Below are 22,291 nucleotides of genomic sequence, written 5' to 3'. Positions count from 1 at the left end.
TCCTTCATTAACCATTGTTAATGTGAGGTATCCTCGCTCAAGTCCCATTCTTCGATGAAATCTAGGCGCTGATTAAGCCAGATTGCCACGATGTTGTTCACGGCGATCTCGGCGTTTTGGACCGACATTCCCTTCTCTTCCTGCAGCCAGGTAAGTGTGAGCTGCCGCACCTCCGCTATCGCCTTGAGCATGGCCTCACGCTCGGCGACCGGCCATACCTTCGCATCCCCGTTGCGTATCCGTGGTTCAGCAGCCGAGGTCGACCTCCCTGCCTTATCGATAGCAATAAAATCCTCGGGGGCAAGATTGATATGCAGCTCGTCTATCCGCCAATCGGCGAAGGTACCGAAAACTATGGTGCCAAAAGAGGAGGAGATGCGTTCCATCTGTGTATTGAAGAGCTGGCTAAGATGCTGCCAGACCGGACGCCGGAACAGATCATCGGGAAGAGAGCAGTAAGGCGCCATGTTATCGCGGCTTGATCCCCAGAGCCCGCCAAAGGCGTCATATGCAGACCAGCCGATGCGTTTAAAGATAAAGCAGTGTCGCAGTGACTCGGGATTGGATCGCTCTTCCAGCACCAGACGCAGCAAGGTCAAGGTCGCGCTGGCACGGGTTGCGGGCTTCTCGTATCCCAAATCGGCGGCCATAGACGCGGTATATTCGTCATTGAATCTGGCCAATACCTGGGCATAGCGAGCACGCGCCAGCTTGTCGCTGACCCCACTCGCCGACTCGAACTGATGAAGATAGAGCAGCCACACCGAAGCCTCGGCACTACGGTAATCATTCAGCTTGACCGCAGCAGCGGCGGGATCGACCTGGATCAGTTGCACTGTCTCGGTGAACGCCTTGTCTTGTTGTGCGACCTGCTCGCCGAGCACTTTGATACGGTGCGCCATGCTGTCTCGCAAGCACTCTGGCAGTTGCGATGTCTTCTTACTGCAGGCGTTACGCTGTTTAAGCCACTGACGCTGTTCGGCAAGCAGTACATCCGCTTGAGATGAATCAGCACTATCACGAGCCTGTTCATAGCGATCGGCCAGCTGACTGTCGAGTGCGCCGAGCACATCTTGTTGGCAAATCGTGTGTTCGATGACCGTACTGGCCACCCCACAATCAAACGAGGCAGTCTGTGCGGTGACCGAACCAACACACGCCCCTACCGTGGTCAGCAACCACAACAGATTAAAAGCAGAATGGGTAACAAACCTTCTCATATGTGCACTCCCGGACTCATGGCGAACCGTGCACATCATACGGAGATTCTCGAGTGGCAACAGCGCCGTATGCTTGCAATACGCCATTCGACGATCAGGGTGTATTTCGCATTCTCTTGCGAATGCGGCTCAGGCTGATGGGGGTGATGCCGAGGTAGGCGGCGATCTGGTGATCGGGCACCCTGGCCTCCAGCGCGGGGAAACTGCGCAGAAAGTGCTGATAGCGGGCCTGCGGACTCTCGGTCAACAGCAGCAGCTCCTTCTCCTCCTTGATGCGCAGCTGCACCGCCAGCAGATGCTGATACCAGACGGGCCAGCAGGAGAGCGTGCGCAGGTCGGCCAGATTGAACAGCAAGAGCCGGCAGGGCTCCAGCGCCTCCACGCTGTAGCGGGCCGGCTCGCCACTGAGCAGGTGGTGGAAGTCGAGGAACTCGTCACCCTCCCAGTAGAACTCCTTGATGTACTCACGGCCATCCGCCAGCACCACCTTGGCCCGCAGCAGTCCCTGCTCCACCATCACCAGCAGATCAGGTCGATCCCCAGCATGCCAGAGGCAGGCACGGGGGCTCAGGGTCAGCGGACGGGCAAAAGAGAGGAGGCGCGCGGCCTCCTGCTCATCTGTGACCCGATCCCGGCAAAACGGGGGTCTGTCCATTCAGCTCGCCTCAGACACGACGCTGGCGCACGGCTTCAAACAGGCAGACGCCGGTCGCGACCGAGACGTTGAGGCTGGATACCGCCCCGGCCATCGGGATGCTCACCAGCTCGTCGCAGTGCTCGCGAGTGAGGCGACGCATCCCCTTGCCCTCTGCCCCCATCACCAGCGCCATGGGGCCGGTGAGTTTGGCCTGGAACACGTCGTGATCCGCCTCGCCGGCGGTACCAACGATCCACACGCCACGCTCCTGCAGCTCGCGCAGGCTGCGGGCCAGGTTGGTGACCTGAATGAGCGGCACCACTTCGGCGGCGCCACAGGCAACCTTGCGCACCACAGAGGTCAGGCCGGTGGCCTTGTCGCGCGGCACGATCACCGCATGCACGCCGGCCGCATCGGCGCTGCGCAGGCAGGCGCCGAGGTTGTGCGGATCGGTCACCCCGTCCAGCACCAGCAGGAAGGGTTGAGTCTGTTGCTCGGCCAACTTGTCCAGCAGGCTGGCCAGGTCGTGCTCGGCCAGCTTAGGCGCCTCTTTCACCCGGGCCATGATGCCCTGGTGATTGTTGCCCTCTGCCTTGTCGTCGAGCGTCTTGCGGTTCACGCTCTGCACCTTGAGGCCGAGCGCATCCAGCTCGGCCAGCAAGGGTTGCAGCCGGTCGTCATCGCGCCCCTTGAGGGCCCACACTTCGATAAAACGCTCCGGGGTGCGCTCCAGCAGCGCGGATACAGCGTGAATGCCGTAGATCAGTTCAGTACTCATTTAGTGCTCTTGGCCTTGTCGCGAGCTTTTTTGCTCGGTCGTCTGTTGCTGGGTTTGGCACGGCCGCCCTTGTCGGATTTGCCGTGATCCTTGCCCTCTTTACGTTTTTCGTGACGCTGTGCGCTCTTGGCCTTCTCTTTCTTGATCTCGGCCTGCTTGCGCGCCATCTCTTTGGCGTTCTTGCCGGTTGCCTTGAGCGGCTCTTCCACCATCACGAAGTCGATCTTGCGATCGTCCAGATTGACGCCCATCACCTTGACCCGCACCTTGTCACCCAGACGGTAGCGGCGGCGGAAGTTCTCGCCGATCAGCTGCTGGTGCAGCGGGTCAAACTGGTAGTAGTCGTTGGTGAGGGTGCTGACGTGCACGAGACCGTCGATGTGGATCTCGGCCAGGCGCACGAAGAAGCCAAAGCCGGTGACACTGGCGATGACGCCGTCAAACTCGTCCCCCACGTGATCCAGCATGTACTCGCACTTGAGCCAGTCTGCCACGTCACGGGTGGCGTCGTCGGCACGGCGCTCGGTCATGGAGCAGTGCTCGCCCATCGGGTCCACTTCTTCCAACTGGTAGTGGTAACCACCGCTCGGGGTCCACTTGTGGCGCAGGTTGGCCTGCTGCTCCTTGGCGGTCTGATACTTGATCGCGCGGTGCAGGATGAGGTCGGGATACCGACGGATCGGCGAGGTGAAGTGCGCGTAGGACTTCAGGGCCAGACCGAAGTGACCGATGTTGTCAGCCTGATAGATGGCCTGACGCATGGAGCGCAACAGCATGGTGGAGAGCAGCTCCGCATCCGGGCGCCCTTCGAACTTGGCGGCCAGGTCGGCGAAATCCTTCGGCTCGGGCTCGAGACCCCCTTTGAGCTCCAGGCCCAGCTCGGCCAGGAAGTCACGGAAGCCGGTCAGGCGCTCTTCGCCCGGGCGGTCGTGCACCCGGAACAGGGCGGCAGCCTCGTTCTTCTCGATGTAGCGGGCCGCGGCCACGTTCGCCTGGATCATGCACTCTTCGATGATCTTGTGGGCGTCGTTGCGCACCAGCGGTACAATGCGGTCGATCTTGCGCTGGGCGTTGAAGATGAAGCGGGTCTCTTCGCTCTCGAACTCCACCGCACCGCGCTGATGGCGGGCATGCTTGAGCGCCTTGTAGAGGTTGTTGAGCTCCTCGATGTGGCCCACCAGCGGCTCGTACTGCTGGCGCAGCTTGGGATCGCCATCCAGGATCGCCGCCACCTTGGTGTAGGTCATACGGGCGTGGGAGTTCATCACCGCTTCGTAGAACTTGTAGCCGGACATGCGGCCGGCGGCGGAGATGGTCATCTCGCACACCATGCAGAGCCGGTCAACCTGCGGGTTGAGCGAGCAGAGGCCGTTGGAGAGCACCTCCGGCAGCATGGGCACCACGAATTCGGGGAAGTAGACGGAGTTGCCGCGCTGATAGGCTTCGGTGTCGAGGGCGGTGCCCGGCTTCACGTAGGCGGAGACGTCGGCAATGGCGACCCACAGGCGCCAGCCGCCGCCGCGCTTGGCTTCACAGAAGACGGCGTCATCGAAGTCACGGGCATCTTCCCCGTCAATGGTGACCAGCGGCAGGGCGCGCAGGTCGATACGACCCTCTTTGGCCTTCTCCGGCACCTGCTCGCCGAGGCCAGCAACCTCCTTGGTCACCTCTTCAGGCCAGGTGTGCGGAATGCCGTGGGTACGCAGGGCGATCTCGATCTCCATGCCAGGCGCCATGTTTTCGCCCAGCACTTCCAGCACGGTGCCGACCGCATTGAAGCGGGCGGTGGCGCGCTGATTGATGCGCACGACTACGACCTGGCTCTGGCGAGCTCCCTTGTTCTCCCCTTCCGGGATGATGATGTCCTGGCCGATGCGGCTGTCATCCGGCACCACGAAGCCGACGCCGTTCTCGACGAAGTAGCGGCCGACGATGTCCGCTTCACGGGATTTGAGCAGACGTACCAGACGCGCCTCCTGGCGCCCCTTGCGGTCGATCTCGGTAGGCTGCACCAGTGCGTAGTCGCCGTGCATCAGGCGCTGCATCTCGCGGTTGTTCAGGAACAGATCCGGGCCACCACCCTCGGGGCGCAGAAAACCGAAGCCATCTTTGTGGCCGAGCACATAGCCTTTCACCAGATTCAGGCGATCTGGCAGGGCGTAACACTGGTTGCGAGTGAATACCAGCTGACCATCACGCTCCATGGCGCGCAGACGACGGCGCAGGGCTTCCAGCGGCTCTTCTTCGGTCAGCTTGAGGACCTTTGCCAGCTCTTCACGGGACATGGGCTTTTCATGGCCCTTGATGAGGTCGAGGATCATCTCGCGACTGGCGATGGGGTTCTCGTATTTTTCGGCCTCGCGTTCGAGGAAAGGATCTTTTTGAGACATAAGCAGGCCTTAGGGTAGGTGGTAACGGTGCCATTATATCGGAGGGGGGGGCGAATGGCATCCATCGACTGCCTTTTGGCCAATCTCTCTGTCATACTATGCACAGTTTGCAGGCATGATGAGACATGGAACTCATGAGCAAGGACTCGTTCGCCCAATCCGCCGCCTATCTCAAGCAGGCGGTTCCCCTGATGATCAAGTATCAAATCCCCACGACGCCGGATAATTACACCCTTTGGTATAACTACGTGGCGGCCAGCATGCCCGAGCTCAATCAGGCCATCGATCAGGCCATCAAGCTGCAGGGAACCTGTTCTCTCACCACCTGCGAGCGCCTCTATCACCAGCACCTCGCCGCGCAGGATGAGCAGCAGATGGAAACCATGAAACTCAACCTGGCCGCCATGGCCAACGAGCTTGGTCACACCATGCAGGATGCCCTCTCCGACACCGGTATGTTTCAGGACATGCTCGACAAGAGCTTCGACCGACTGAGCCTCATCGACGACGAGGGGCTAAGCCTGGAAGACACCATGGGGATCCTGCGGGATCTGGTGCGCGAGTCGCGGGACGTGCGCATGTCCACCATGCACTTTCGCAACCAGCTCAGCAGCGCCGAGAAGGAGATCAAGGAGCTGCGCGAGGCGCTCAACGAGACTCGCAAACTGGCCAACGAGGATGCCCTCACCAGCCTGCTCAACCGGCGCGCTTTCGACCTGGAGATAGAGAGCCTGATCCGCAGCAAGCAGCCCTTCTCCCTGATCCTGTCGGACATAGACCGCTTCAAGAGCTTCAACGACGAATATGGCCATCTGCTGGGGGATCAAGTGCTGCGCGCCTTTAGCAAGCGGCTGCGGGAAACCTGCAAGGAGGGCGTCACAGCCTACCGCCTTGGCGGCGAGGAGTTTGCTCTGCTGGTCCCCATGCGCAGTCTGGCGCTGAGCCGTCAGATGGCGGAGAGCCTGCGCCGGGCCATCGAAAAGATGTCGATCCTGGATCGCAAGTCGGGCCGGCGTATCGACCACATCACCGCCTCGTTCGGGGTGGGTGAATACAATGGCCAGGAGACGGGCGACAGCCTGGTCGAACGCACCGACAAGCTGCTCTACAAAGCCAAGGAGCTGGGCCGCAACCGGGTGATGCCGCTGCCATCCTGATTTCGTCAGCACACAAAAAGGCCGGTCAATGACCGGCCTTTTTCATGTTTACTACCCTAGGAATCAGAGGCTTTTCAGCTTCTCTTCCGGCAGGGCCAGCTCGTCATTGCGGTTGACGCCGATGCCGCGCTCCAGCACGTGGCGGGCAATGGCATGGGCCTCTTCCAGCGAGTGCATGCTGTAGGTGCCGCACTGGTATTCGTTCAGCTCGGGGATCTTGCCCTGCTCCTGCACGGTCAGCACGTCGCTCATGGCTGCTTGCCAGGCGGCACCGACCCGGGCCTCGTCCGGCGCACCGATCAGGCTCATGTAGAAACCGGTCCGGCAGCCCATGGGGGAGATGTCGATGATCTCCACCCCGTTGCCATTCAGGTGATCACGCATGAAACCGGCAAACAGGTGCTCGAGGGTGTGAATGCCGCGCTCGGAGAGGATCTCCTGGTTAGGCACACAGAAACGCAGGTCGAACACTGTGATGGTGTCCTTGTTCGGGGTCTGCATGGTCTTGGCCACACGCACCGCCGGCGCAGCCATGCGGGTGTGGTCAACGGTAAAACTGTCCAATAACGGCATTTCTGACTCCTGATTTGGTTACCAGAACCAGCCCCCGCTGGAGAGCTGATCCTTGCATTGTCGATACTGGGCGCCGTAGCGCTGGGCGCGGGCCTCCACCTTGCGGGATGTCTTCATCAGCCATCCCTTGCTGCGGTAGCTGCCACGCCGATAGCCACCCCACCCTTCGTGATAGTTGAGATACTGGCCATACGCATCCCACTTGGAGGTGCCGTTCAGCCGCTGGGCCTTGTGAGTGTACCAGCCCATGAAGTCGATGGCGTCGGCAAAGTCGTCGCGATCGCTCCAGCCGTTGCCGGTTTCCCGCTGGTAGTCGGCCCAGGTTTCATCTTTGACCTGGGCATAGCCGTAGGCCGAACTGGCCCGCCCAGTCGGGATGAAGAAGAAATACTGCATCGGCGGCTGGGCATCGTGCACGAAGGAGGATTCCTGATACATCATGGCCATCACCACGTGGATCGGGGTTCCCCACTTCTCGTTCATCTTGAGCGCCGCCTTGTGCCAGTCCGGTTTCTCGCGAAAGATCTGGCACAGGTTTTCCGGCTGGGCCGGCGGCCGGGTACTGCAGGCGGTCAGACCGGCCAGCAGGCCGGCTGCCGCAACGAGGCGCATCCAGGACATCAGCAGGATCGAGTCTCCATTCGTTGTCTTATCACGAGGCACTGCCATCTCATCAGATGGCGTCTTCGTTCTCTTCGCCGGTACGGATACGAATGACGCGCTCCACCTCGCAAACGAAGATCTTGCCGTCACCAATCTTGCCAGTGCGGGCGGTGTTCTGGATCGCTTCCAGGCAGGCATCCAGATCCTCGTCCTCCACCACCAGCTCCACCTTCACCTTGGGCAGGAAGTCGACCATGTACTCGGCGCCGCGATAGAGCTCGGTGTGGCCTTTCTGACGGCCGAAGCCCTTGACCTCGGACACTGTCATGCCGTTGATGCCGATCTCGGCCAGGGCCTCGCGCACATCGTCCAGCTTGAACGGTTTGATGATGGCTTCAATCTTCTTCATGGTGACTCCTTACCAGTTCTGTTTGCCAAACCCGGACGTGATGGGGTAACGGCGATCCTTACCAAAGTTGCGGGCCGTGATGCGGGGCCCGACCGCCGCCTGACGGCGCTTGTATTCGTTGAGATCCACCAGCCGGATCACCTTGCGCACCACCGCCTCTTCGAAGCCCTCCGCCACCATGTCGGCCACAGAGGCATCTTCTTCCACGTAGCGCTTGAGGATGGCATCTAGGATGTCATAGGGCGGCAGGCTGTCCTGATCCACCTGATCTGGTGCCAATTCTGCCGAAGGGGGACGGTCGATGACCCGCTGCGGGATCACATAATCGACGGTATTGCGGTATTCGCACAGCTTGAAAACCAGCGTCTTGGGCACATCTTTCAGCACATCGAAGCCACCGGCCATGTCGCCGTACAGGGTGGCGTAGCCGACCGCCATCTCACTCTTGTTGCCGGTGGTCAGCACGATACGGCGACGCTTGTTGGAGAGCGCCATCAACAGCACGCCACGGCAGCGCGCCTGCAGGTTCTCTTCGGTGGTGTCGCGGGCAGTCCCTTCAAACAGCGGTGCCAGCTGGGCCATAAAGCCCTCAAACATGGGCTCGATGGAGATGATATTGAACTCCACCCCCATCCGCTCGGCCTGCTCCTTGGCATCTTCCACGCTCATCTGGGCGGTGTAGCGGAACGGCATCATCACCGCCTGCACCTTATCGGCGCCGATGGCATCGGCTGCGATGGCCAGGGTCAGTGCCGAGTCGATACCGCCGGAGAGGCCCAGCACGGCGCCGTGGAAGCCGTTTTTGGTGACATAGTCGCGCACCGCCAGCACCAGCGCCTGATAGGTCTCGGCCAAAGGATCGAGCGGGGCAGCCGGTTCCCGATCTTTCACCGGCTGGCCATCGGCAAAGCGCACCAGCGCCAGCTCTTCGGCAAACGGAGCCAGCTTGTGGGTCAGCTCGCCCTGGCTGTTGAACACCTTGGAGCAACCGTCGAAGATCAGCTCGTCCTGACCACATACCTGATTGAGGTAGACCAACGGCAGACCGGTCTGATCGCAGCGCTCGGCCATCAGCTCGCGGCGGATCCAGGGTTTCTCCTGATCATAGGGCGAAGCATTGATGGTGAGCAGCAGCTCGGCTCCCGCCGCCTTGGCGGCCAGCGCCGGACCCGGCTGCCAGAGGTCTTCACAGATGAGCAACCCCAGCTGATGACCACGGAAGGGGACCACACAGGTCTCGGTTGCCGCGGTGAAGTAGCGCTTCTCGTCGAATACCCCGTAGTTGGGCAAATCCTGCTTGAAGTAGCGTGCGACCAGCTTGCCTTGCTCGTAGAGGGAGGCGGCGTTGTAGAGTGCCTCCCCGTCGCGCCAGGGGTGACCCACCAGAATGGCGCAAGCCCCCTGCCATGCCGCGATGCGGGCCAGGGCGGCCTCCACCCGGATCATCAGATCGGCGCGCAGCAGCAGATCTTCCGGCGGATAGCCGGTCAGAGCCAGTTCGGAGCAGACCAGCAGATCGGCACCTTGCCGATCTGCCTCGGCGGCTGCCGCCAGCACCTTGTCACAGTTATCTTCGATGGCGCCTACCGTCAGATTCAACTGGGCAAGCATCAGAGAGAGGGCTTTTGCCATGGCGATGCATCTTGAATTCGAAAATGATGGGGAATGATAAAGAAAAGGAGAAGACTCTGCCAGTTCAAGACGGGAGCTCTAATGTGACAGTCCTTCACTGGCAGTGATAAGCTGTAAGAAGTCAAGGAACGACATATTCAGGGCTATATGAAAAACCATGGATTTACCCTACTGGAGCTGATGGTTACCGTCTCACTGCTGATCATTCTGTTAGGGGTCGGCTTACCCTCCTTAAAAGAACTTATCAGTAGCAACAGCCTGTCATTCCAGTCAGAAATGATTCTGAAGCTTATTCGCTTTGCCAGAACACAAGCCATTGATAATCAACAGAATGTAACTGCCTGCCTTGCTGATGCATCTGATAAATGTGTGCAAAATAGTCCAGACCATTTTCTTGTCTTCATCGACGATAACAGCAATAGCGAGCTCAGCACAGGTGAAACACTGCTGGCTCGCAGTCAATCTCTATCAGATGGGATTGTTGTGACGGCAAATAGAATTTCAACCATATATAGTTCGGATGGTACCAGCATTGGCACAAATGCAACCCTCACTCTATGTGAATCAGGTCAACCTCAAGTCAATCTAGTCATAGCCCAATCAGGTCGCAGTACAAATACTCCGCAGGCCAATATATGTCCATGACGATTATCTCGGCTGACTTAACTCCTGCTTTTTAGCCGATTCAAGATTGAATTCTCGATTAACATCAGCACACTCAATAATGTTTTTGACTTTGCTTACTCTCCCTTGATATTCGAAGCCTTTCTTGGTGAAGGCTCTGTGAATACTGTCTTGGCTATTATTGGATAATGAAGTCTGCAAGATCACCTTTTGGCCATTCTCTAGTTCAACATAGCATTTTATATCAGCAGCCACAGCCACACTCGAAAGCAAAAAAAACAACATAGAAAATGAATATATAAATTTCATTACTGAGCTCCTTCATAGAGGTATATCTTTTTGGGAGACATGTCCATTTCTGCTTCATCTGCGCCCTGAGAACATTCTCCCTCGGTGGTGCAACGCTCAGGCTCACCCTGGCCTTCATTCTTGAGAATCACCTCTTCCCCTGGTGCGCCACCAATAATACGGATCTTGGAGTCATCCCCAGCATGAACAACAAGGTCATCAGCAACTTTGTTGTTCACATCAACATATCGGATAGGACTCTCATTGCCATCTTGATCTATAACATATCGAAATGTCGTACCATAGTGCATATCAATCATATATTGACGCATTGCACCAATCGATTGAATGGTACACTCCTGAAAAGACTGAACTTGAGGCAAAAATGAGGTGAAATATAGCTTTCCTTGCAATACGACACCAGCCCCCATCGATTTCTCCCCTGGTTCATTTAACCAGTATACCCATCCCTTCTTACTTGTTATTGCAGCCCTCACATTCAAGATATCGGCATCGGTAGTTTTGCCAATGAGAGGGTCACTGGTCACATCATACAGATCTGAGACTAGCAATGGAGTGGGTGTATTGGTTTGATAATTTTTGGCGATGACATTGTAATCTCTCAACATGAAATAGGCATTTTTTACCGTAGACTCAGATGATGGTCTATTACGGTCACCACTTCCGATCAGCACAGCATCAAATGGACGCTCTTTATAGGTATATTGATCTTTTCCATTTACTGTGGTTCTAGTCACTTCCTTATTAATTGTCCTGACAATGACAGGTTGAGTAAAGAAGCGTCGATCAGCGCTTTGTACAGAATCAGACCCCAGGTTGGCGAACTTATAAATACTCCACTCTGTTTTATTGGTTGATGGAAGGTCCATTCTCCATATATTCCCCCCCGTATCACCTGCATAAACTCTATCTATTTTTCCATCACCATCACTATCCAAGGTAGCAACAGTCCCCGGCATGCTATCCGTCATACCAGGCACGCTGAGATTTGATGAAGAAGCAACTGCAGGTGTAGCACTGAAAATCAACGCCCCGGTGTTAGCATTAATGAAATAAATCCCGGCACCTGAGCTATCTCCAGCACCGATACCGGCATTACTTTTGTTCAAATCATAACCACCAGCGAAAACTAATACAGGATCGGTTACCCCCGGAATAAAAGCAACTTCAGGTACAGACCATGTCTGCCCCAACTGAGAAAAACCTGTGGTTTGATTGCTGATATTCCATTTCAGTGCAGGCGCATCAGGATTGGAAATATTGAATGCATAGTAACTCTTACCACCCCCTCTCAATCCTATAAACAGCCATGCAAAGTCACCTTCTGAAGACTTGATAACACCATTTCGGTTAGCATCTTTGATCAATGCAACAGGAGATGAGTCAACTCCGTAGATATGTGTCGAAGACTCTACATTTTCTCGAAGCGCCTTTTGGTTTGCCATAAATTCGTATGGGATAATAGCCCAGCTTTCATCAATACTGGAACCTAAGTCCTTAAACATATGGAGAAAACCAGCATTTGTTCCCATGATAATCCGAAGGTCTGGCGCGTCATTAGCGTTGCCGGAGGGAGGCCCATAATTTATGACTAATGGCCTTGAGTGGAGTGGATCACCGAGAATGAATTGCCTGGTAGATGTCGTAGCATCAAAGTCTTCATCATCAACATCTACACCACGTGTCCAGTTTATCAGTGAGTCCGCCGCTACAGAATCGGTGACCTGTAGATCGCTAATTAAAGTAGAGGCACTACCCGCTATGCTTTCCAGATTGGATCTGGTGAAGTTATCCAAACGTGACTGGGCTTTATTGATCACATAAATGCTACGTGAGGATTTTTCTGCCAGCATTGCTTGGGCACCACCTTTCACAACAATATTTCCATCACGCTCACCAGACCAATATGTCTGTGCATTTTCTATAATCGAACCATCCGTTTTTATCGCTGGCAAGTCATTAACATCTGCCACATAGCCTTTGCTAGAAAAAATCAATTTCTTCAGATTGCCTTTCCAACGCGGGCCTGAGTCAGGTTCAAACATTGCGTAATATATATTATTGAGGCTACGAGTGCGATCAAAGTTATTAGTTGCAATTGCCGGCGAGACTAGAGATGTGTTAATTTTCAGTATCGCCAACAAAGAGGACTTCAGCGCCTGGGTCAGAGCTGTCGCATCTGTTGCTGGATAATACGTCCCTCCACCACGACGAGCCGTTTCCGCCAACAAATTACCGGCCCCAGTTACCGCATCATCACCAAACCCAACAGTAAATGTTGTCACAGTCTGCACACCAGGTGAGCCACTATTCACATCTTTATGTTTCATATAACCAGCAAGCGCGGCAAGATAACTTTTACTACCACTGGTGCCATAACCAACCGTTGTACCATAAGCAGCTTTTTCATCCGCGCTAAGTGTATTAATAAGCCCTTGGACCAAGGTGTTAGCAGCTGTATCTTGAGTGGGTTCACCGTCTGTTATATAAATAACATAACCATTGTTTGAACAATTGTCATAAGGCGACTTATAAGTTCCAACGGGATTTTCTGCCAAAGTGTCTCTTGCTGGCACTCTCGCACTATCATCATCACCATAATACACACTTTGCCCACCAAAAAAACGATAAGCCTCATACAGAGTTTCACACAATGGCGTATTGGTTTCGGCACTTAAGCTATCAATTGTTGACAACAAATTTTGTTCTGCCGTTACTCCTCCTCCCATATTTTCATCATTACTTAAAATTCGTCTAACTATACGCCCACCATTTCTGCCACCATTACTATCATTGTAATTATAAACAGCCAACCCAAAATCCACACCTGGAGTTGAAGAGACCAATCCTTTGACTGCATCCTTGGCAATTTTCAGTCTTGACTGAACACTATAACCAGTAGGGCCATAGTACCAACGAATGTAATTTGCTGAATATAGTGTGACACTAGTATTACTGCCCGTCGCTGCATTGGCTATATTTGAAGTATAATACCAAGAGCCTGAATTATTGGATGTTTTATTGATAGGATATCCTGCAGTCACACTTCCGACAGGAACGGTACCACTGAAAGGGTTTGCGGTATTTTTTGCTGTAATATCTTGCTTGCAATCAACTAAGTAAATCTCACTCTCTACATATGGAGAAACAGATGTCCACGAACCTTGCCGAGGAACTCCGCTGTTATTAAAACTAGAGTATAGATAACTCCATACTTGTGATTGAAAATATCCTACGTTGCTCAATGGTGTTTTTGAAGAGGCACATGCATTAACTTTATCCGAAAAACGTTTGGTACTAGTAATGGTCGGCACGCTACCATCTGTTGAATAATATATATATTTTTTGCTATTACCAGTATCAGGGTCTTTGTTTAAAGCAGCATATATTGTTGATGGATTATACTCTTCTTTAACAACATCCATTGTCTCACTCATGCTACCAGAGTTATCGAAAACAATTAATATTTTCGGTCTAAAATCCCCAGCCTTAGAGAAATCATAGACAAATAGTTCAGTATCATCTGAGTAACTATTGGTTGCCATCGCTGGCATGACAGTAACCAGCATGAGTAACAACAATTTTAGATAATCAAGCATATCCTATGCTCCTCATTCAGATTTGAGCAATGGTTGCTCGACACCTGCAGTCCAGTTTAATGGACGTGAGTTTTTTCCATAATTTACTCCTGCCTGCATTTCTACATAGCGGCAGGAAGGGATAACATTTTGACTACTTGCATTGAACTTTCTTTTACATATCGTCTCTGCTCGACGTGTCATGCTAACTGATGTTGTGATATTATTTCCCGATATACTTAATGCTGCACTTGTGCCCATCGTCGCAATGCGAGTTGAAAGACCACTCTGTTGCAATGCACTCTCGAGCACACCTTCAACTTGATGCTCTGCTTGCTGGATACTTGCTGAAGCTCCCGCCATACGCAGATCAATTCCACTTGACTGCATCACGATGACCGCAATTAAAGTCAAGGGAACTAAAATAATAAGAGCAATGATCAAGGCAACTCCTCGTATGCGCATCACTTGCCTCCTGTAGCGATCATTGCAGGATTACGAATAGCAACACTGCTTTCCAATAACAAGCGTCTAAATCCATCACCATTGCCAGACACTGAGATATTACCAACCTGATATACATTATTGTTTTTGTATTTCGCAGATGCCTGTAAGGAACGAACCAGAATAAATACCCTGGCTGAAACAACTCGGCCCTCATTCCATTCCTGTGATGAAACATTGACACTGCCAACATATTTATCGATAACGCCATCTGGCACGGGAGTGGTATCCACTCCATAAAGAACAACAATACTTTCAATACCGTCAGCCATCGACCCCGTTATCAGAAATGAACCGCCATTTGCAGTTAACATTCTTTTTCTCAACTCAGGAATGCCTGATGAACCTGATGCGAGGTAGTAAATATAATGTTGATATTCCCATATTTGCCGTGCTGGCATTGCTGTGTCGGTCGGTGCAACTTCATTACCACGAAAAATATATGCAGCTTGAGTCGTTGTCGCCATATAGAACCGATTACTATCGAGACTACCAGTGAGAGGTCGTCCAATCAGCCGTTTTATACTGATGACATCTGAATTCGCTATTCTGGACGAGGACGTAATACAAGAAAAACCTGTCATATTTTTACTGACATCGACTCTGGCGACCCAAAGTGCCCGCGTGACTGTTGTTGAGGATGGAAAACTACCCTCTCCTCTTTCATCGATGCAATCATTGCTACCAGAAATAACGGCTCCACTACTTAAACTAACACCAGCATCTTTTTGCATCGGCATTCCGGTATAGTCACCCCAAAAACCGGCCCATCGCAGGTCTTGAGTAATCATCCGCATGGCCAGGCGACCATTTTCTTGCAGTTCACTTTGATCAAAAACATCTTCCGTTGTGGCACGGGAAGCCACATAAATGCTTAGTACCCCCCCAGTAGAAATACGCCAATAACCATGGCAATAAGCCATTCGATAAGTGTAAAGCCTTTGGTTTTCATAACGTTGTTGCCAGCATATAGTAACGCCTTGACTGGAGCGTTCCGTTGCCAAAACCACACAGGTTGCGGATATTATTCGATATGGCCGATGTACCGTCAGAAATGCTCTCTCGCCCCTGCCAGGTAACAATGACTGTCATAGCATTGGCATTTCCTCGAATAATACAGCCGGATGGATTCTGTAGTACTGAGGAGGCACCTGATACTGCAACGCCCAACAAGGACTGCTGCCAACTGAACATATCCAAAGCGAGCAGATCGTTTGCACTGCAACTGGTCATGGTGCCATCCTCGTTACCACAGCTTGGCTTGCTGATGGAAGAACCCGAACTGACAGTCCAAGCCTGTGCAGTCTGAAGCTCCCATATAGAACGATTGATTCTGGCACGTTCAACGATGTCAGTTGCCAACCAGCTTGCAATCGTTCTTTGTCTGGCCTCATAGCCAGATAGCTTGGATGTCACCTGCATTCCCACCAATCCCAGTAATCCAAAAGACAGCACGACAGCCGCAATCATTACTTCCAGTAGACTGAACCCTTTCATTGAACTCAAGATGGGCCATTTCATGGACTAGTCCCAGCAATCATTGTTGACAGTATTGCCAACATTGAAGGCACTTTTAGTGCCATTTTGGTCGATTGAATAGATGACACAGTCCTCATCAGAGCCCTGTGAACCTGATGCTGTGGCGGACAAGACATACGTATTAGTACCGGCAGATATCACCAGATGGTACAAACCCGCATCGGAATTCTCGGAAATATTGAGCGCAGCAGCTGAAGATGCATATCGATTGAAATCCATAAAATAGGTTTCTTGCCGGTTGGCGGCATCCAACAGCATTTTTTTTGCATCGACACGATGGCTGGTCAGCAGATATCGCTGATAGGAGGGGTAAGCAATTGAGCCAAGAATTGCCACAATGGCAACAACAATCATCAGCTCGACTAGAGAAAAGCCTCGAAAGAACCCAATCATATCCCATCCTTGGTGTGATTGACGGCTTTATAAGTTTAACGCCGAGCCTGTCACTAGAACAAACTCGGCGTCAATATCATTGCACTTTATTCTTAAGCCTTCCTGGCTTCGCTCAAATAATTCTAAGTTCCGGCGGCACCTCAAACACCACGTTCTCTTCACGACCGGGATGCTCGGCCACCACCTTGCCACCCAGCTCGCGCAGGCGCGTGATGACCGACTGCACCAGCACCTCGGGGGCGGAAGCACCGGCGGTGACACCGATCGCCTCTACTCCCGCCAGCCAGTCGGCCTCGATCATGGAGGCATCGTCGATGAGATAGGCTTTGGCGCCCACCTTCTCGGCAAGCTCCCGCAAGCGGTTAGAGTTGGAGGAGTTGCGCGACCCCACCACCAGCATGGCGTCCACCAGCCCTGCCATCTCCCGCACCGCGTCCTGGCGGTTCTGGGTGGCGTAGCAGATGTCGTCCTTGCGCGGCCCCTGGATCTTGGGGAAGTGGGCACGCAAGGCATCGATGACATCCGAGGTCTCGTCCACGCTGAGGGTGGTCTGGGTGACGAAGCAGAGGTCATCCGGGTTCTTCACCTTGAGCTTGGCCACGTCTTCCGGCGTCTCCACCAGATACATGCCCCCCTCGCGATTCTCGTACTGACCCATAGTGCCGATCACCTCGGGGTGACCGGCATGACCGATGAGCACGGCCTCGGAGCCCTTGCGGCTGGCGCGATGGACCTCCATGTGCACCTTGGTCACCAGCGGGCAAGTGGCATCAAACACCTTGAGGGCACGAGACTTGGCCATCTCGCGCACCGCTTTGGAGACGCCGTGGGCGGAGAAGATGACGATGCTGTCATCCGGCACCTCATCCAGCTCTTCGACGAAAACGGCGCCCGCCTCCTTGAGCTTGTTCACCACGTAGCGGTTGTGCACCACCTCGTGACGGACATAGATGGGGGCGCCAAACTTCTCCAGTGCGCTCTCGACGATGCTGATCGCCCGGTCGACACCGGCACAGAAACCACGGGGATTGGCCAGAAGAATATTCATCAGTGAACCGCTTCCTCGTCATCAACCCCCAGGATCTCCACCTCGAACGTGACGGTGTGACCGGCCAGGGGATGGTTGAAATCGACCGTCACCGACATCCCTGCCACCGCCCGGATGATACCCGGCAGCTCACTGCCGTTGGGCTGGTCGAACAGGATGATGGTGCCGACCTTGGGTTCTACATCGGCACCGAACTTGGCGCGGTCCAGATGGTAGATGTTGTCGGGATTGGAGAGGCCGAACGCCTCTTCCGGCGCCAGCGTGAAGCTCTTGCTCTCCCCTTCGCGCAGCCCCAGCAGGCACTGCTCGAAACTGGAGCTCAGGCTGCCATCGCCCATCCGCAGGCGGGCAGGCTTGCCTTGCAATGCAGTGCTGTCGGCCACCGAGCCATCTTCCAGCTTGATGGCGAAATGAAACAGCACGCTGCTGTCTGCCGCAATCGGCTGGCTCATGGCGTCACGTCCTTCTTCTTCTCACTGCGAAAACCGTCCAGCACGATCATGGCGGCGCCGATGAAGATGAAGCTGTCCGCCAGGTTGAACGCAGGCCAGTGGGCACGCTGCCAGTAGAAATCGAGGAAGTCGACCACGTGGCCCAACACCAGCCGGTCAAACACGTTGCCGAGCGCCCCGCCGATGATCAGCGAGTAGGCGATGCCGCTCCAGCGCTGAGCGACGGACTGCTTGCGCAGCCAGTGGATCAGCAAGCCGCAGATGGCAAACGCCAGCACCGCGAAGAACCAGCGCTGCCAGCCGCCCTGATCAGCCAGGAAGCTGAAAGCCGCCCCCTTGTTGTAGACATGGACCAGGTTGAAGAAGGGGGTGATCTCCACCCCCGGGTAGCCAAATGGCAGCAGCTTGACCACGGCGAGCTTGCTCGCCTGGTCCAGTACAAAGGCCAGCACTGCCAGCCACAGCCAACGCAGGCCGCTTTTATGGTGAGTCATGTTCATCAGGCAAATTGACGAGTTTCGCCGTCACCCTCGACGTTGGTGACGCAGCGGCCACAGATCTCTTCGTGACCAGCGATGGTGCCCACGTCTTCCACATGGTGCCAGCAGCGGTCGCACTTGGCGGCAGCAGACTGGGCCACACTCAGCCACAGGTCATCGCGCTCGGTAGCGACGGCGTCTGCCGGAGCGGCATCGACGCTGACAACCTTGGCCTTGGAGGTGAGCAGCACAAAGCGCAGCTCATCGGCCAGGGCGTTCAGACGCGCAGCCAGTGCCGGCTTGGCGAACAGGGTCAGCTCGGCCTGCAGGGAGCCACCGATGCGTTTCTCGCCACGAGCCACTTCCAGTGCCTTGTTTACTTCACCACGCACGGTGAGGATCTCGGCCCAGAAATCGTCGTTGAGGGCTTCACCCGCTTCCAGCCCGAACAGGCCGTCGTACCACTCCTCGGTGAACACGAACTCGCCGCGCTCACCCGGCAGCAGCGCCCAGATCTCGTCGGCGGTGAAGCTCATGATCGGCGCCATCCAGCGCACCATGGCCTCGGCGATGTGATATAGGGCGGTTTGGCAGGAGCGACGGGCCAGGCTGTCAGCCTTGGCGGTGTACTGACGGTCCTTGATGACGTCCAGGTAGAAGGAGCCCATCTCGATGGAGCAGAACTGCATCAGCTTCTGGGTCACACCGTGGAAGTTGTACTCGTCGAACGCCGCCATGATCTCGGCCTGTACCGCTTTGGCACGACCTACAGCCCAGCGATCCACCACCACCATGTCGGCAGGCGCCACCATGTCGGTCGCCGGATTGAAGCCGTTCAGGTTGGCCAGCAGGAAGCGGGCAGTGTTGCGGATGCGGCGATAGGCGTCGGCAGAGCGCTTGAGGATCTCGTCGGAGACAGTCATCTCGCCGGTGTAGTCAGTGCTCGCTACCCACAGACGCAGGATATCGGCACCCAGCTTGTTCATCACGTCCTGCGGGCTCACCACGTTGCCGATAGACTTGGACATCTTGCGACCCTGGCCATCCACGGTGAAGCCGTGAGTCAGCACCTGGTTGTAGGGAGCCTTGTCTTTCATGGCCACGCCGATCATCAGGGAGGACATGAACCAGCCGCGGTGCTGGTCAGAGCCTTCCAGATACATGTCGGCCGGGTTGCCATTGAACTCGGGACGGGCGTCGACCACGGAGGAGTGGGTCGAACCTGAGTCAAACCAGACGTCCAGGGTGTCGGGCACCTTGTCGTACAGGTCGGCGTCGCTGCCCAGCAGCTCGGCCTTGTCCAGATCCCACCAGGCCTGGATGCCGGACTGCTCGACCCGCTTGGCCACTTCGTGCATCAGGCGCACGGATTCCGGGTGCAGCTCCTGGGTCTCCTTGTGGACGAACAGGGAGATGGGCACGCCCCAGGTACGCTGGCGGGAGATACACCAGTCAGGACGGTTCTCGACCATCGCCTGGATGCGGTTTTTACCCCAGGCCGGCACCCAGCCGCTCTGGCCGTGCTGTTTGATGCCGTCTTGCTCGATGCGCTCGATCTCTTCCAGCGCACGCTGCCGAAGACCCTTCTGCTCCATGCTGATGAACCACTGCGGGGTGGCACGGAAGATGATAGGGGTCTTGTGACGCCAGCAATGCGGGTAGGAGTGGTTGAACACCTTGTGATGCAGCAGGGCGCCGCGCTCGGTCAGCACCTCGACCACGGAGGCGTTGGCCTTGAACACGTGCTGGCCGGCAAACAGTTCGGTATCCGGCAGGTAAACGCCGTTGCTGCCAACCGGGTTGGCGACTTCCAGACCGTACTTCTGACCGACCACGAAGTCCTCCTGACCGTGGCCAGGGGCGGTGTGCACGGCGCCGGTACCGGCATCCAGGGTAACGTGGTCACCCAGCACCACCGGCACGTCGAAGCTGTAGAAGGGGTGGTTGAAGCGCAGCAGCTCGAGCGCGGCGCCCTTGGCGTAGCCCAGGTTGTGGAACTGCTCGATACCGGCGCGGTCCATCACGTCCTTGACCAGCTCGGCGGCCAGGATCAGGCGCTCGGGATGCTCCCCTTCCACCTGCACCAGGGCATAGTCCAGATCGGCGTGCATGGCGATGCCGCGGTTGGCGGGCAGGGTCCAGGGGGTGGTGGTCCAGATCACGGCAGAGATCGGGCCCTTGCCGGTATGGCCTTCGGCGCAGTCAAACTTGGCGGCAACGCCCGCCTCGTCGACGGCCTTGAAGCGCACATCGATGGAGGGGGAGTTCTTGTCGTAGTACTCCACCTCGGCTTCAGCCAGCGCGGAGCCACAGTCGGTACACCAGTGCACCGGCTTGGAGCCTTTGTGCAGGTGGCCGTTTTCAACGATCTTGGCCATGGAGCGGATGATGTTGGCTTCGGTGCCAAAGTCCATGGTCAGGTAGGGGTGTTCCCAGTCACCCAGCACGCCCAGCCGGATGAAGTCGGTCTTCTGTGCTTCGATCTGGGTCTTGGCGTATTTGCGGCACTCGGCGCGGAACTCGGCAGCAGAGACCTTCTCGCCCGGCTTGCCGACCATGCCTTCTACTTTCAGTTCGATGGGCAGACCGTGGCAATCCCAGCCCGGCACGTAGGGGGAGTCGAAACCGGAGAGGCCCTTGGACTTGATGATGATGTCTTTGAGGATCTTGTTGACCGAGTGACCGATGTGAATGCTGCCGTTCGCATAGGGGGGCCATCGTGCAGAATGAACGAAGGCTTGCCCGCTTTGGCGCGGCGAATGGCGCCGTAAAGATCCTGATCGTACCAACGTTTCAGCATGTTGGGTTCGCGCTTGGCCAGATCGCCACGCATCGGAAACTCGGTTTCCGGAAGATTCAGGGTGTGTTTATAGTCGCTCATCAGTCCTGGGTTCCCTTCTTTTCTAAAAGAGTGCTGGGTAAATGGAGTAGTGGCAGCCCGAACCAGGCTCGGGCCGCCAGGGCATCTCGTTCGATCTGCTCTTTCAAGGCGGTGAAAGAGGCAAACTTCTGCTCTTCGCGCAGCTTGTGGCGAAGCAGCACCTTGACCTGTTGACCATATAGGTCGCCAGAAAAATCAAATAGATGTACTTCCAATCTGGCTTGTGTACCGCTCAAGGTCGGCCGTACACCCACATTGGCGACACCGGGGAAGGTCTTGCCGGAACATAACACTTCCACCGCGAACACGCCACCGACCGGGATCACCTGGCGCTTGAGGGCCAGATTGGCGGTGGGAAAACCTATGGTGCGGCCCAGCTTGTCGCCGTGGGCCACCCGGCCGCTGATTGTATAGGGACGGCCGAGCATCAGCTCCACCTCCGCCATGCGACCGGCCGCGAGGGCCTCGCGCACCAGGGTGCTGCTGACCCGCTGACGGGACAACTGGAAACTCTGGGTGCTGATCACCTCGAAACCGAAGCGCCGGCCAGCCTCTTCCAGCAGGTGGAAGTCCCCTTCTCGCCCCTTGCCGAAACGAAAATCGTCGCCCACCACCAGATAGTGCACACCGAGTTTCTCCACCAGCAGTTGCTCGATGAAGGTAGTGGCGGACTGCTCGGCGAAGCGATGGTTGAAGCGCACGCAGAGCATGCGATCAATCTGCATCCCCTTGAGCGCTTCATACTTCTCCCGCAGGCGGCTGAGGCGAGCCGGCGCCGCGGCCCCAGCAAACAGCTCCAGCGGCTGCGGTTCAAACAGCATGACGCAGGCCGGCAGGCCCAGTTGGGCTGCTTTTTCCTGCAGGCGAGACAGCACGGCATGATGACCCTGATGAACCCCATCAAAGTTGCCAATGGTCAATACACACCCCCGGTGACGGGGCTTGATATTGTGAATACCGCGGATAAGCTCCATCAATGCCTTGTGCGTCGCTGCTATGAAAATCGCCGGATTATATATCAGGCGGCACTCTGGGTCAGCCCTGTTGCTGACCCGATTTCAGCCATCCCGCCCTGATTGCAGGCT

The 22,291-nt window shown here is 55.7% G+C and carries 22 protein-coding genes and 1 pseudogene; 3 read left to right on the top strand and 20 right to left on the bottom strand.

Translation table 11 applies throughout. The features are described from left to right. Positions 1 to 17: 17 nt before the first annotated feature. The 4 genes from ACPDZI_RS03150 to rnr all read right to left on the bottom strand — a co-directional run bounded on the left by ACPDZI_RS03150 (position 18) and on the right by rnr (position 5,025). Positions 18 to 1,220 carry a lysozyme inhibitor LprI family protein gene (locus ACPDZI_RS03150; protein WP_438833999.1) on the bottom strand — a complete coding sequence of 401 codons (1,203 nt, stop codon included), beginning with the start codon at positions 1,218 to 1,220 and terminating at the stop codon, positions 18 to 20. A gap of 94 nt (positions 1,221 to 1,314) precedes the next feature. Continuing rightward, a complete protein-coding gene (locus ACPDZI_RS03145; RefSeq protein ID WP_438833998.1) occupies positions 1,315 to 1,875 on the bottom strand; it encodes a Crp/Fnr family transcriptional regulator in 561 nt (186 codons plus the stop codon). A 10-nt stretch (positions 1,876 to 1,885) separates the two neighbouring features. Next, a complete protein-coding gene (rlmB, locus tag ACPDZI_RS03140; protein ID WP_016349443.1) occupies positions 1,886 to 2,635 on the bottom strand; it encodes a 23S rRNA (guanosine(2251)-2'-O)-methyltransferase RlmB in 750 nt (249 codons plus the stop codon). Next, the gene (gene rnr / locus ACPDZI_RS03135; protein WP_146061694.1) at positions 2,632 to 5,025 is read right to left on the bottom strand and encodes a ribonuclease R; all 2,394 of its coding nucleotides are present in this window, start codon (positions 5,023 to 5,025) and stop codon (positions 2,632 to 2,634) included. Before rnr ends, rlmB begins: the two co-directional genes overlap by 4 nt. A 134-nt stretch (positions 5,026 to 5,159) precedes the next feature. On the opposite strand from rnr, the gene ACPDZI_RS03130 reads away from it, so the two are divergent. Further along, positions 5,160 to 6,182, top strand: a complete 1,023-nt coding sequence (locus ACPDZI_RS03130) for a GGDEF domain-containing protein (protein ID WP_043127928.1) — start codon at positions 5,160 to 5,162, stop codon at positions 6,180 to 6,182. A gap of 63 nt (positions 6,183 to 6,245) precedes the next feature. Here the strand turns inward: ACPDZI_RS03130 and luxS are convergent, their stop codons facing one another. The 4 genes from luxS to ACPDZI_RS03110 form a co-directional block, all read right to left on the bottom strand. Further along, positions 6,246 to 6,755 carry an S-ribosylhomocysteine lyase gene (gene luxS, locus ACPDZI_RS03125; protein ID WP_011704660.1) on the bottom strand — a complete coding sequence of 170 codons (510 nt, stop codon included), beginning with the start codon at positions 6,753 to 6,755 and terminating at the stop codon, positions 6,246 to 6,248. A gap of 18 nt (positions 6,756 to 6,773) precedes the next feature. After that, positions 6,774 to 7,367: a transglycosylase SLT domain-containing protein gene (locus ACPDZI_RS03120; RefSeq protein ID WP_279463662.1), complete on the bottom strand. Its 594-nt coding sequence runs from the start codon at positions 7,365 to 7,367 to the stop codon at positions 6,774 to 6,776. 61 nt (positions 7,368 to 7,428) lie between these two features. Further along, a complete protein-coding gene (gene glnB, locus ACPDZI_RS03115; RefSeq protein WP_438833997.1) occupies positions 7,429 to 7,767 on the bottom strand; it encodes a nitrogen regulatory protein P-II in 339 nt (112 codons plus the stop codon). 9 nt (positions 7,768 to 7,776) lie between these two features. After that, positions 7,777 to 9,399, bottom strand: coding sequence for an NAD+ synthase (locus ACPDZI_RS03110; RefSeq protein WP_438833996.1), 1,623 nt, complete (start codon positions 9,397 to 9,399; stop codon positions 7,777 to 7,779). A gap of 147 nt (positions 9,400 to 9,546) precedes the next feature. Between ACPDZI_RS03110 and ACPDZI_RS03105 the strand changes: the two genes are divergently transcribed. Next, a complete protein-coding gene (locus ACPDZI_RS03105) occupies positions 9,547 to 10,044 on the top strand; it encodes a GspH/FimT family pseudopilin (RefSeq protein WP_438833995.1) in 498 nt (165 codons plus the stop codon). A gap of 3 nt (positions 10,045 to 10,047) precedes the next feature. Here the strand turns inward: ACPDZI_RS03105 and ACPDZI_RS03100 are convergent, their stop codons facing one another. The 12 genes and pseudogenes from ACPDZI_RS03100 to ribF all read right to left on the bottom strand — a co-directional run bounded on the left by ACPDZI_RS03100 (position 10,048) and on the right by ribF (position 22,180). After that, a complete protein-coding gene (locus ACPDZI_RS03100; protein ID WP_323059907.1) occupies positions 10,048 to 10,332 on the bottom strand; it encodes a TapY2 family type IVa secretion system protein in 285 nt (94 codons plus the stop codon). Then, positions 10,332 to 13,931, bottom strand: coding sequence for a pilus assembly protein (locus tag ACPDZI_RS03095; RefSeq protein WP_438833994.1), 3,600 nt, complete (start codon positions 13,929 to 13,931; stop codon positions 10,332 to 10,334). The genes ACPDZI_RS03100 and ACPDZI_RS03095 overlap by 1 nt, the downstream gene beginning before the upstream one ends. A 12-nt stretch (positions 13,932 to 13,943) precedes the next feature. Next, the gene (locus ACPDZI_RS03090) at positions 13,944 to 14,354 is read right to left on the bottom strand and encodes a pilus assembly PilX family protein (RefSeq protein ID WP_276844947.1); all 411 of its coding nucleotides are present in this window, start codon (positions 14,352 to 14,354) and stop codon (positions 13,944 to 13,946) included. 20 nt (positions 14,355 to 14,374) lie between these two features. Next, the gene (locus tag ACPDZI_RS03085) at positions 14,375 to 15,280 is read right to left on the bottom strand and encodes a PilW family protein (protein WP_438833993.1); all 906 of its coding nucleotides are present in this window, start codon (positions 15,278 to 15,280) and stop codon (positions 14,375 to 14,377) included. Positions 15,281 to 15,288: 8 nt separating this feature from the next. Then, positions 15,289 to 15,366 (bottom strand): PilW family protein, encoded by a 78-nt coding sequence (locus ACPDZI_RS03080; RefSeq protein WP_438834548.1) that lies wholly within the window; start codon positions 15,364 to 15,366, stop codon positions 15,289 to 15,291. Then, positions 15,363 to 15,935 (bottom strand): type IV pilus modification protein PilV, encoded by a 573-nt coding sequence (pilV, locus tag ACPDZI_RS03075; protein ID WP_146061700.1) that lies wholly within the window; start codon positions 15,933 to 15,935, stop codon positions 15,363 to 15,365. Before pilV ends, ACPDZI_RS03080 begins: the two co-directional genes overlap by 4 nt. Before the next feature lie 3 nt (positions 15,936 to 15,938). Then, positions 15,939 to 16,346 carry a type IVa pilus pseudopilin TppA gene (gene tppA, locus ACPDZI_RS03070; RefSeq protein WP_076361500.1) on the bottom strand — a complete coding sequence of 136 codons (408 nt, stop codon included), beginning with the start codon at positions 16,344 to 16,346 and terminating at the stop codon, positions 15,939 to 15,941. Positions 16,347 to 16,458: 112 nt separating this feature from the next. Beyond that, the gene (gene ispH / locus ACPDZI_RS03065; RefSeq protein WP_045790663.1) at positions 16,459 to 17,394 is read right to left on the bottom strand and encodes a 4-hydroxy-3-methylbut-2-enyl diphosphate reductase; all 936 of its coding nucleotides are present in this window, start codon (positions 17,392 to 17,394) and stop codon (positions 16,459 to 16,461) included. After that, positions 17,394 to 17,846, bottom strand: coding sequence for an FKBP-type peptidyl-prolyl cis-trans isomerase (fkpB, locus tag ACPDZI_RS03060; protein ID WP_187268767.1), 453 nt, complete (start codon positions 17,844 to 17,846; stop codon positions 17,394 to 17,396). Before fkpB ends, ispH begins: the two co-directional genes overlap by 1 nt. Continuing rightward, the gene (gene lspA, locus ACPDZI_RS03055; protein WP_011704644.1) at positions 17,843 to 18,346 is read right to left on the bottom strand and encodes a signal peptidase II; all 504 of its coding nucleotides are present in this window, start codon (positions 18,344 to 18,346) and stop codon (positions 17,843 to 17,845) included. Before lspA ends, fkpB begins: the two co-directional genes overlap by 4 nt. Then, a pseudogene (gene ileS, locus ACPDZI_RS03050) lies at positions 18,346 to 21,206 on the bottom strand (isoleucine--tRNA ligase). The gene lspA and the pseudogene ileS overlap by 1 nt, the downstream one beginning before the upstream one ends. Next, positions 21,206 to 22,180, bottom strand: a complete 975-nt coding sequence (gene ribF, locus ACPDZI_RS03045; RefSeq protein ID WP_017409028.1) for a bifunctional riboflavin kinase/FAD synthetase — start codon at positions 22,178 to 22,180, stop codon at positions 21,206 to 21,208. The pseudogene ileS and the gene ribF overlap by 1 nt, the downstream one beginning before the upstream one ends. Between ribF and ACPDZI_RS03040 the strand changes: the two genes are divergently transcribed. Further along, on the top strand, positions 22,085 to 22,282 hold the full coding sequence (locus ACPDZI_RS03040; RefSeq protein WP_162183721.1) for a hypothetical protein: 198 nt from the start codon (positions 22,085 to 22,087) through the stop codon (positions 22,280 to 22,282). The two genes, ribF and ACPDZI_RS03040, sit on opposite strands and share 96 nt — an antisense overlap. Positions 22,283 to 22,291 lie beyond the last annotated feature (9 nt).

The organism is Aeromonas oralensis (assembly GCF_049665575.1).
GTDB classification, from domain to species: domain Bacteria; phylum Pseudomonadota; class Gammaproteobacteria; order Enterobacterales; family Aeromonadaceae; genus Aeromonas; species Aeromonas hydrophila.
This window is presented reverse-complemented; position numbering and strand designations above follow the sequence as displayed.

What these genes read in the sequence shown, in the direction of transcription:
- rnr (WP_146061694.1), bottom strand. Translation starts at nt 5,025, where the DNA reads ATGTCTCAAAAAGATCCTTTCCTCGAACGCGAGGCCGAAAAATACGAG.
- ACPDZI_RS03145 (WP_438833998.1), bottom strand. Translation starts at nt 1,875, where the DNA reads ATGGACAGACCCCCGTTTTGCCGGGATCGGGTCACAGATGAGCAGGAG.
- ACPDZI_RS03040 (WP_162183721.1), top strand. Translation starts at nt 22,085, where the DNA reads ATGATGACCCTGATGAACCCCATCAAAGTTGCCAATGGTCAATACACA.
- ACPDZI_RS03130 (WP_043127928.1), top strand. Translation starts at nt 5,160, where the DNA reads ATGAGCAAGGACTCGTTCGCCCAATCCGCCGCCTATCTCAAGCAGGCG.
- ACPDZI_RS03120 (WP_279463662.1), bottom strand. Translation starts at nt 7,367, where the DNA reads ATGCGCCTCGTTGCGGCAGCCGGCCTGCTGGCCGGTCTGACCGCCTGC.
- glnB (WP_438833997.1), bottom strand. Translation starts at nt 7,767, where the DNA reads ATGAAGAAGATTGAAGCCATCATCAAACCGTTCAAGCTGGACGATGTG.
- ACPDZI_RS03150 (WP_438833999.1), bottom strand. Translation starts at nt 1,220, where the DNA reads ATGAGAAGGTTTGTTACCCATTCTGCTTTTAATCTGTTGTGGTTGCTG.
- ACPDZI_RS03105 (WP_438833995.1), top strand. Translation starts at nt 9,547, where the DNA reads ATGAAAAACCATGGATTTACCCTACTGGAGCTGATGGTTACCGTCTCA.
- ACPDZI_RS03095 (WP_438833994.1), bottom strand. Translation starts at nt 13,931, where the DNA reads ATGCTTGATTATCTAAAATTGTTGTTACTCATGCTGGTTACTGTCATG.
- ribF (WP_017409028.1), bottom strand. Translation starts at nt 22,180, where the DNA reads ATGGAGCTTATCCGCGGTATTCACAATATCAAGCCCCGTCACCGGGGG.
- rlmB (WP_016349443.1), bottom strand. Translation starts at nt 2,635, where the DNA reads ATGAGTACTGAACTGATCTACGGCATTCACGCTGTATCCGCGCTGCTG.
- ACPDZI_RS03100 (WP_323059907.1), bottom strand. Translation starts at nt 10,332, where the DNA reads ATGAAATTTATATATTCATTTTCTATGTTGTTTTTTTTGCTTTCGAGT.
- pilV (WP_146061700.1), bottom strand. Translation starts at nt 15,935, where the DNA reads ATGAAATGGCCCATCTTGAGTTCAATGAAAGGGTTCAGTCTACTGGAA.
- tppA (WP_076361500.1), bottom strand. Translation starts at nt 16,346, where the DNA reads ATGATTGGGTTCTTTCGAGGCTTTTCTCTAGTCGAGCTGATGATTGTT.
- ACPDZI_RS03110 (WP_438833996.1), bottom strand. Translation starts at nt 9,399, where the DNA reads ATGGCAAAAGCCCTCTCTCTGATGCTTGCCCAGTTGAATCTGACGGTA.
- luxS (WP_011704660.1), bottom strand. Translation starts at nt 6,755, where the DNA reads ATGCCGTTATTGGACAGTTTTACCGTTGACCACACCCGCATGGCTGCG.
- fkpB (WP_187268767.1), bottom strand. Translation starts at nt 17,846, where the DNA reads ATGAGCCAGCCGATTGCGGCAGACAGCAGCGTGCTGTTTCATTTCGCC.
- lspA (WP_011704644.1), bottom strand. Translation starts at nt 18,346, where the DNA reads ATGAACATGACTCACCATAAAAGCGGCCTGCGTTGGCTGTGGCTGGCA.
- ACPDZI_RS03080 (WP_438834548.1), bottom strand. Translation starts at nt 15,366, where the DNA reads ATGAAAACCAAAGGCTTTACACTTATCGAATGGCTTATTGCCATGGTT.
- ispH (WP_045790663.1), bottom strand. Translation starts at nt 17,394, where the DNA reads ATGAATATTCTTCTGGCCAATCCCCGTGGTTTCTGTGCCGGTGTCGAC.